This is a genomic window from Clostridium aquiflavi (assembly GCF_031344075.1).
In the GTDB taxonomy this organism is placed as follows: Bacteria; Bacillota; Clostridia; order Clostridiales; family Clostridiaceae; genus Clostridium; species Clostridium aquiflavi.
In genome coordinates, this window is record NZ_JAVJAN010000008.1 from 91,545 (window position 1) to 97,990 (window position 6,446).

A 6,446-nucleotide genomic window follows, 5' to 3' on the forward strand; every position below is an offset into this window, starting at 1 on the left:
ACGAAAAAATAAGTACTAAGCTTATTTTTTTAACTTAGTACTTATTTTTTTACTTCTTCTTTTTACTTGGTTTATATTTGGCTATCTCTTCTTCTATAATCTTAAAAAATGTCTTAACAGTTTCACCTTCATTTAGTATAAGAACTTCTATTGCATCTTCAAGGACATCCATTGTATAAATATGAAAATCACCATTACTAATACTCTCTTCCACTTCTTTTTCTAAGATTAGTTCATCTTTATTCATACTAGGAATCAATACACCTTTGCCACTAATATTATCTATAGTCTTACATACAGTATAAAAGCCTTCAATCTTTTCATTAACCATTCCTATTGGCTGTACTTCTCCAAATTGATTTATTGATCCTGTTACTGCAATATTTTGTTTTATCGGTCTTTTACTAATGGCTGAAAGCATGCATATTATTTCTGCAACAGAAGCACTATCACCTTCAACTAGTGAATACGTTTGTTCAAAACTCAACTGAAAATCTACTGGTAAGCTTTCATAAGGACTCAATAAAGTATTTATTAAACCTCTTAAAATTACAATAGATTTTTCATGAATATTTCCACTTAATTTGCATTCATTATGAACATCAATTATTCTACCACTGCCTTGAAATGCTAAACAAGTTATTCTCATAGGTCTTCCCAAGCTAAATAAACTTGTGCCAATAACCGCTAATCCATTAATAGATCCAACCTTTTCACCTTTAATAGCTATTAATATTTTATTATTCTTATAACTTTCTAGCATCTCTTCTTTAATATCTTTATCATCACAATGATAGCTACTAATAACATCATCTCTAATTACAGAGAATCTCCCCTCACTATTTGCTTTATCATTAGCTAGATATAATATTCTATCAATATAGTAATTATCCACAGAAATCTTATTTCTATCCCCTATAATTCTAGATAAATATTTAAAAATTTCTTCTATTGATTCTTGATCCATATCTAAAAGATTTTCATTTTTTGCTTTATTTTTTATATAATTTGCAACTAAACTTCTTGATGCATCATTACATTTCAATTGATTTTCCATTTCAACTTTAAATGGGAATATTCTTTTAAATTCTTCGTCTTTCTCGTGAAGTATACTAAATGCCTCATAATCACCTATTAAAATAACTTTCACATTAATTGGTATAGACTCAGGTTTTAAGCCTTCTAAAGATAGAACATCTAAATAATTTTTTGTATAACTATAGTCTATTTTTCCAAGCATTAGTATTTTCTTTAAATAATAATAACTATACCCACTAGATAGTAATGAATTAAGATTTAAAATTAAACAACCTTCATTAGCTTTTAATAAGCTTCCAGGATGTATTAACTCTATGTCTGGCAAATATCCTCCATTACTATTCTTATATTCAATATTTCCAATCAAATTATTTATTGTGGGATCTTCTTCAAAAATAACTCTTGGATGTGGTATATTTTTATTATCCACAAGAACTCTAACTTCAAATTTTGTGAAAATATCATCTATATATTGCTGATCCTCTTCTAGACTTACTGTATAGCATTCAACTATCTGCTCTTCAATCCAATCAAACATTTGAGAAAGATACATACAAGTAAATTTATCAGTTACAAATTCAAATAATAAATCTTCCTTCATTTCTTTCATTTCTTTTTTAAGATATTTTTCATAAATAACTCTTAATTCATTAATTGATTTAATTTCAAGTGCAGTTAGCTTATCTAGTACAACTTGTGCTTCCTTTTTCAATTCTGATACTTGTTCCTTGATTACCCCCTGTTCGTCATTTTCCAATTCATCATACTCATCTTCTGTCATCTCATTTCCTTGAGATTTTAATGGAATAAATACAAAACCACCATTTGTTGCTTTTACTTCAAAATTATTTTCCTTTGCTTTTTTCATTAAATTAGAAATACACTCATTCCTTTGTTCCTTGGTTTCTTCAAGTAACTCCTCTTTTTCCTTATCAGATGAGCCATTATAAAATTCTATTACACAATCAAAATATTGATTCTTTATATCGTCAATTTGTTCTTTTAATAGTGTTCCTTTTCCACTTGGTAAAAATAAAACTTTTGGATTTAATATATCTTCAGTAGTAACATAGCATATATCTTTAGGTGCACTTTCCTCTTCGTATATCTTTGAAATATAATCCATCAAGTCAGTTAATTTATTCATTGCAAATGAATCAATATAATATAAGTTGTATCCATTTTTCTTAATTTTTAAAGCTCTTTTTATATCATTTAATCTTGAAGTAACTTCTGGTAATTCTGCAAGACGTTCTTTCTCAGATAATTCTTTAAAAGAACATTTAAATATAACTTCACTTGGAGTTAATTCATTTTTCATAAACCATATCCACTTCGAAGTTTTTTTCTATAACTTAAACTGTGATTAAATCTTCAAAAGTAGTTTCCTCCTTAAATTAGTAGTATATTAATATTAATATTCTTCAACTGAAAAAATAGAGATAGTTTTTTATTTTTTCTCCATATTTTAATATATTATTTACTACTAATTTTTTATAATTAAGCTAAAACTTCATTAAAAACTCCTTGATTTTTACTTATTAAGAACGAATATGTACTAAATGCTAATAATTCGTCCAAATATTTTATATTTTCCTCTTCCATACTCATAAATACAATAACTAAAGCAAGTATATTTCTAAATCCTTTATCTATATAAAATTCATATTCAAGTTCTTCATCACATAAATATTCTACAACTTCCTTCATTTTTCTTATGATTTCATGTACATCTTGTTTTTTTACCAAAACTCCTAGTACACTCAAAAATTGATTACTTATCTTGAAATCATTTTTTTCTAAGGATTTTAACAGTTCTTCAGCCTTGCAGGTTGCATCTTCATAACCATTTAACAGTATTGTATTAGTCAATCCTTGTACGCTATTATTAGAGAATAAATCCAAATGTAAAACATAATTAAAAACTTGTTCCATATATTCAGTTATAGAATTAAATTCATTACAATTTATTGCTAATAGCGTACAGAATAAATAATCATCCTCTTTTGTTACGTTTCCATATTTAGATTTTATTATTTTAAATATTTCTTTAGTTTTATAAATTATATCTTGCCTATTTTCTTTATCTACATATTTTACTATTGAATATGCCGATAAAACTAAATAGCCACAATCTTTTAAATTTTCTTCTAATAATGACTCAAATACACCAATTATTTCATCAATTAAATCTGTTTTATCTTTTTTATCATTCATCACTGATATTAAAAATGATAATATATATAGCATATCCCCTCTAAACGAAGACATTCTAGACGTTTTATCTTTAATAAATTTTCTTATATATTTAATTTCATCAAATTTAATTTCTTTATTATAATATCCATTAAGTAAAGAAGAAAAATGATTAATATAATCTCCATCATATCTTAATGTTTCTTTAGCATTAAGATAGTTATTCACTGTAGTATCACAAACTATTCTGGTATTCGTATCTATTATGATCTCCCCCTAGTTTTTTACTAATCTATTAATTACTTTCTTTATTTAATTATATAATGTCTTTATGACATATTTGTGTCTAAATTTATTATTTAATTATTAATAAATAACATCTTTCTTAATTATATATATGAATTAGTAAGTTTTTAGGGTATGTCTAATAGTATTAATTAGTTTATTATATCTATCTAATTTTGCTTCTTATTTCATTAATAGTTGAACTTATTGAATCTAGTGTATTTAACTTTTCAGTAAGTTGTTTTATTATATCTTGATAGTTTTTCTCTCTCTCTTCTTGTCTTAAGTCTCTATTTTCTTGTGCTTTTAATATATAAACTATAAGAACACAACTTAAAATTGTCCAAACTCCTTGAGTTGCAGCTATTTTTATTAATTGATCAAACATAAATTGCCTCCCTATATAATATATTCTTTAAAAATTTCAAAGCTTGTCTTTTAGATTTATTTACTGCTTGTCTTGATATTTTTAATCTTTCTGCAATTTCCTTATCTGATAACTGTAAATAAAACTTTAAAAAAATTATTTTCTTTTGTTTAGGCTTTAATAATGAAATCAAATCCTTAAATATTACATTTGAATATTCATCATTGTTAATATTTTTGTCTAGTACATTTAAAAGTTCTTCATCGGAATTATAAGTTATAAAGGTTCTATACGAATTTATTTTATAATATAAATTTATTGATTTATTCTTAATGCATCTTCTCATATATTTTAATATTTCTTCATCATCATTAAACTTTTTCAAATCCAATTGTAAGGCAAGTTCATATAAATATATAATCAAATCTGTAGATGCTTCTGGATATTTTAACTTATAACTCAAATAATTAATTTTAGAATTAAAATGAGACACTATATCCATAAAATTATTGGATTGTTCTTGAAATAATTTCATTTTTTTTAATAAATCTGTAGGCATACGATCACTCCTTAAGTTGCTTTAACTCCATAACAAGAGCTTTATATACCTACTAAAAGTAAAAATATAAAAAAAATGTAAACCTATTTTTTCAATTTATGTATTTTTATTCAAACAAAATTCTACAAAAACAAATATAATAGTTCTATATTTGATAAATATTATTATGAAAATTATAATTTATCCTCCTAAATATTCCATCAAAATCCAATAATTGTTACTCAAACTTTACAATTACCAACATAAATAGTTATTAAAGTAAATAAAACTCAATGCTTTTAAATGTTTTAAATTAGAATAATCAATTTAGGCGCATGAAAATAAATAACAATATTATGTTTAATAGCTATTTTAATTTCATCATGTAAATTTTCAAAACTAAAAAAAAGCAGCATATAACTTTGTATAAAAACAAACTTATATACTGCCATCTCTATTTTTATTAATCCCTTATTATATTTAAATTTTCACCATTTAATATTTTCTTCATTGTCCTCATGGAACACATTTTACCACACATAGTACATGTTTCTTCATCATGTGGTTTTGACTCTTCTCTATATTTTTTAGGTTTTGTTGAATCCATAGCGAGTTCCATCATCTTTTCCCAATTAAGCTCTGCTCTTTCCTTACTCATCTTATCATCCCAAACTTTAGCTCTTGGTATTCCTTTAGCTATATCTGCTGCATGAGCTGCTATCTTGGTTGCAATAATACCTTCTTTCATATCATCTAAATTAGGTAACCTTAAATGTTCCGCTGGTGTTACATAACATAAAAAATCAGCTCCATAAGTTGCCGCAATAGCCCCACCTATTGCAGATGTTATATGATCATAGCCTGGTGCTACATCTGTAACTAATGGTCCTAGCACATAAAATGGTGCTCCATGACATAGCTTCTTTTCAAGAATCATATTAGCTTCAATTTCATTTAAAGGCATATGTCCTGGACCTTCTATTATTATTTGAACATTTTTTGCCCATGCTCTTTTTGTTAATTCCCCCATTGTTATTAATTCTTTAATTTGAGATGCATCCGTAGCATCATTTATTGACCCTGGTCTACACGCATCTCCTAATGAAATTGTAATATCATATTTAGCACATATATCTAGTAATCTATCAAAATGCTCATAAAATGGATTTTCCTTATTATTTAATTCCATCCATGCAAATAATAAAGAACCACCTCTTGAAACTATATTAGTTAACCTTTTATTTCTTTTTACAGTTTCTATGGCTTCCTTATTTAACCCTGCATGAATTGTTATAAAGTCAACTCCATCTTGTCCATGTTTTTCTACTACTCTAAAAAATTCATCTACAGTTATATCCTTTAATTCCTTATCATAAAATCCTAATGCATCATATATTGGAACTGTTCCTATCATAGCTGGTGACATATCAATTATTTTTTTTCTTAACCCTTCAGTTTTTCCATAATTAGAAAGATCCATGATAGCTTCTGCTTTCATTTCAATTGCTGTACGAACCTTTTCTAATTCCATCTCAAAATTTTGACAATCCTTTGAAATACCTAAATTAACATTTATTTTAGTTCTTAAACCTTGTCCAACGCCCTCTGCACTTAAACTCTTATGATTTTTATTAGCAGGTATTGCAATTTTACCTTGTGCTACTAACTCTCTCAAATCCCCTACATTAATATTTTCTTTTTTTGCTACTAAATTCATTTCATCTGTAATAATTCCTTTTTTAGCAGCATCCATTTGTGTTGTATAACTCATAAAAAAAAATCCTCCCTTATTATAAAAATTAGATAATTTTTCTAAGGGGGATAACCTAAATAAATAACAACCTGTCTTTTCTAATCACAATATATTATATATAAATTTCATTTCTTTAAAACATAGCATTCTAGGAATTATACTCAGATTTAAAATTTTTATAAATTCCTAAAGAAGAACAAAATCGCTAAGGCGACTTTGGAGCCGTCGATTTTTTTAGCCATGCGCCCTTTCCAAACGCAGTGCAGGAA

Annotated in this window: 5 protein-coding genes; all 5 read right to left on the minus strand. The window is 25.9% G+C overall.

What is annotated here, in order from left to right; translation table 11 throughout:
• Positions 1-49 precede the first annotated feature (49 nt).
• Positions 50-2,359 (minus strand): AAA family ATPase, encoded by a 2,310-nt coding sequence (locus RGC78_RS04265; protein ID WP_252212618.1) that lies wholly within the window; start codon positions 2,357-2,359, stop codon positions 50-52.
• A 179-nt stretch (positions 2,360-2,538) separates the two neighbouring features.
• Positions 2,539-3,462, minus strand: coding sequence for a DUF4003 family protein (locus RGC78_RS04270; protein WP_252212619.1), 924 nt, complete (start codon positions 3,460-3,462; stop codon positions 2,539-2,541).
• Between the two features lie 223 nt (positions 3,463-3,685).
• Complete coding sequence (locus tag RGC78_RS04275; RefSeq protein ID WP_252212620.1) at positions 3,686-3,907, minus strand: BhlA/UviB family holin-like peptide; 222 nt, start codon at positions 3,905-3,907, stop codon at positions 3,686-3,688.
• Complete coding sequence (locus RGC78_RS04280; RefSeq protein ID WP_252212621.1) at positions 3,900-4,445, minus strand: RNA polymerase sigma factor; 546 nt, start codon at positions 4,443-4,445, stop codon at positions 3,900-3,902. Before RGC78_RS04280 ends, RGC78_RS04275 begins: the two co-directional genes overlap by 8 nt.
• Before the next feature lie 442 nt (positions 4,446-4,887).
• Positions 4,888-6,195, minus strand: a complete 1,308-nt coding sequence (gene thiC, locus RGC78_RS04285) for a phosphomethylpyrimidine synthase ThiC (RefSeq protein ID WP_309556109.1) — start codon at positions 6,193-6,195, stop codon at positions 4,888-4,890.
• Between the last annotated feature and the right edge of the window lie 251 nt (positions 6,196-6,446).